Origin of the sequence: Paraburkholderia sp. (assembly GCF_036488795.1) — a bacterium.
In the GTDB taxonomy this organism is placed as follows: domain Bacteria; phylum Pseudomonadota; class Gammaproteobacteria; order Burkholderiales; family Burkholderiaceae; genus Paraburkholderia.
The window spans coordinates 1-2,816 of the sequence record NZ_DASXHA010000035.1 but is presented as its reverse complement, the minus strand read 5'-3'; the positions used below and the strand labels follow the sequence as shown (position 1 = coordinate 2,816).

The window sequence follows — 2,816 nt, the reverse complement described above, 5'->3', positions numbered from 1 at the left end:
GGCGTCAAGACAACGGCCTGCGCTAGCGAGAAGGCACCGCGGCGTGGCACTATTTGCGCGAATTCAGTAAGGACAATCCAATGATCGTCGGCGCGCATGTTATGATCCAGAGCACCAATGACGGTGCGGACAAAGCCTTCTTCCGCGACGTGCTGGGATTGCCCAGCGTGGATGCCGGTGGTGGATTTTTCCTCTTCGCCGTGCCGCCTTCCGAAATTGCGGTTCACGAGGGCCGCGCCGACGGAACGCACGAATTGTTCCTGATGTGCGACGACATCGAAGCGTTCATCGACGAGATGAATTCGCACGACGTTGCCTGCACGCCGGCGCAGAACCGTGGCTGGGGAATCCTGACGCAAGTGACCTTGCCTGGCGGCGGCAAACTCGGCGTGTATCAGCCGCTGCACAAACGACCGAAGGCCAAAGCTGCACGCTCGAAAAGCGCTAAGCGCAACAGCGCAAAGGCCGCCAGCCGGAAGCGCCGGCCCGCAGCCAAGCGCGCTACGCGGCCGCGCGCGAAGGCTCGGAAGCGGTAATCCAGCCGCCGCCGAGCACGCGCGTTCCGTTCGCCGCGTAGAACACGCAGGCCTGACCGGGCGCGACCGCTTCTTCGCCAGCCGGGATATCGACGAACGCGGTACCCGGGCCGGCGAGTGTGACCCGCGCGGCAATAGGCGGCCGCGTCGAGCGCACCTTCACCGCGCACTCTATCGTGTCCAACTGCGGCGCGATCCAGTTCACGTCCCGCAACTGGATCGTGTGGACCCGGAGCGCCTCGCGCGGGCCTACAATCACGCGCGCATTTCCTGCATCGAGCTTCACCACAAAAAGTGGACCGGCAGTACCGGAAAGCCGAAGTCCCTTGCGCTGACCGACGGTGAAGCCGACCACGCCATCGTGCCCGCCAAGCACATTGCCGTCTAGGCCAACAATCTCGCCCGGGCGCGCAGCATCGGGCCGCACGCCCCGCACGACGGATGCGTAGTCCCCGTTCGGCACGAAGCAGATATCCTGACTGTCTGGCTTATCCGCAACGGATAAATCTAACTCCGCCGCAATTGCGCGCACGTCGTGCTTCTGCATCTCGCCAATCGGAAACCGCAGGAACGCAAGCTGCTCCGGGGTTGTTCGATATAGAAAATAGCTCTGGTCGCGGCTGGCATCTGCAGCAGTATGCAATTCCGGACCGTTGGGAGATTCCACGCGGCGCACATAGTGGCCGGTGGCGAGCGCGTCCGCGCCCAAATCCTGCGCCACATGCAGCAGGTCGGCAAACTTCACGCGTTCGTTGCAGCGCACGCACGGAATCGGTGTCTCGCCGCGGCCATAGGAGTCCGCAAAATCCTCGATCACCGCCTTGCGGAATCGCTCTTCGTAATCGAGCACGTAATGCGAAATGCCGAGTGACGCCGCCACTCGGCGCGCGTCGTGAATATCCTGGCCGGCACAACAGGCGCCTTTCTTCCGGACCGTCACGCCGTGATCGTAGAGTTGCAGAGTGAGGCCGATCACCTCATGGCCGGCGCGCGTCATCAGCGCGGCGGCGACGGAGGAATCCACGCCGCCGGACATCGCGACCACAACGCGCATCTTCCGGCTGTCAATCATTAGGCGCCGTATAGGGCCGCACCCAGATAGCCGCAAGCCTCAGCCGGGGGTGCCACTTGCCGGGAGGTAGTTCAGCAGGGAAATTTGGTGCAGTTGCGACGTCACCTGCAGCGCCGCCTGCAAGGCCACCTGGTTCTGGTTCAACCGGCTGATCGCCTCGCCCATATCGACGTCTTCGAGATCGGAAACGAACCCTTTGTAAAGCGTCGACATTGATTGCTGGCGATCCGAAGCGTCCTGCAATTGCGCATAGGTCTGGCCGTTTACGGCGGCAAGGTTGTTGATGTTCTGGCTCGCCGCCGTGGCGCTGCCGATCTCACCGCTCAGGAAATTCGCTTGGGCCTGGGTCAGGCCGGTGCCGAAACCACCATTCGGGCCGGCATTGAAATCTGCCACATCTTTCAGGGCTTGCATCAGTTGCTGGCCGACATCCGACGCCAGCACGCCGATCTTCACCGTCTCGCCGTCAGCCACGGTGACGGAGCGGGCAACATGTCCGTTCGCAAATGCATCGCTTGCGGACGAAAGGGAGGACAGGTCCGATATCGAATTCGCGGTCACCGGCGGTGTATTGTCCTTGTTGCCGCCATAGATGTAGTTGCCGTCCGCATCCTGGGAATTCAAGATTTGCTTGAGCTGCTCGAAAATGCCACCCGCATTTGCCATCAGCGTGGTGGCATCGTTGTCCGCCACCGCCTTGGTGACTGCCTGTCGAAGCTGGTCGGCCAGCCCCGAGACCGCGGTGAGTTGCGTGTCTTGCAGATCGACCTGGTTGAGCGCGGCCTGCGTCACCGACTGATAGGCATCGGTTCGCGAAGAAGCCGAGCGCGCCGCTTCGAGCATGGCCGTCTTGTTGCCGATGCCGGCATAGTCGGACGATACCTTGCCGCTCGCCACCTGCTCCTGGGTTTTGCCTAGTGCCGCGCTCGCATGCATGATCTGGGCGAGCAGGAACTGCATTTGCCCATTGTTGGCCACGCGATCGATCATCGAAGCGCTCCTATTGCACCTGCAGCAATGTGTCGTACATCTGCTGCACCACCTGCAGAATGCGCGCGCCGGCGCTGTAGGCCTGCTGGTAGATCATCATGTTGGACAATTCTTCATCGAGGTTCACGCCCGACACCTGCGACTGGCGCGATTGCGCCTCCTGCGAACGGTCGCCCTGCTCGGTGGCGCTGGAACTTGAGGCCTGGCTCTGCGTCGCC

General features: G+C 62.4%; 4 protein-coding genes. 1 reads left to right on the top strand and 3 read right to left on the bottom strand.

Annotated features, from left to right (window positions below; translation table 11 throughout):
- The first annotated feature begins 80 nt into the window (after positions 1-80).
- Positions 81-536: a hypothetical protein gene (locus VGH41_RS04210; RefSeq protein WP_331596084.1), complete on the top strand. Its 456-nt coding sequence runs from the start codon at positions 81-83 to the stop codon at positions 534-536.
- Here VGH41_RS04210 and mnmA read toward each other — a convergent pair.
- The 3 genes from mnmA to VGH41_RS04195 all read right to left on the bottom strand — a co-directional run.
- A complete protein-coding gene (mnmA, locus tag VGH41_RS04205; protein ID WP_331596083.1) occupies positions 502-1,608 on the bottom strand; it encodes a tRNA 2-thiouridine(34) synthase MnmA in 1,107 nt (368 codons plus the stop codon). The genes VGH41_RS04210 and mnmA overlap by 35 nt on opposite strands.
- Before the next feature lie 39 nt (positions 1,609-1,647).
- Positions 1,648-2,505 (bottom strand): flagellin, encoded by an 858-nt coding sequence (locus VGH41_RS04200; protein ID WP_331596082.1) that lies wholly within the window; start codon positions 2,503-2,505, stop codon positions 1,648-1,650.
- Positions 2,506-2,608: 103 nt separating this feature from the next.
- Positions 2,609-2,816 (bottom strand): flagellar basal body rod C-terminal domain-containing protein (locus tag VGH41_RS04195; RefSeq protein ID WP_331596081.1); only part of this gene is annotated, 208 nt, incomplete at its 5' end.

Bases quoted from the DNA above. Each gene is read 5' to 3' on its own strand.
- mnmA (WP_331596083.1), bottom strand. From the start codon at position 1,608: ATGATTGACAGCCGGAAGATGCGCGTTGTGGTCGCGATGTCCGGCGGC.
- VGH41_RS04210 (WP_331596084.1), top strand. From the start codon at position 81: ATGATCGTCGGCGCGCATGTTATGATCCAGAGCACCAATGACGGTGCG.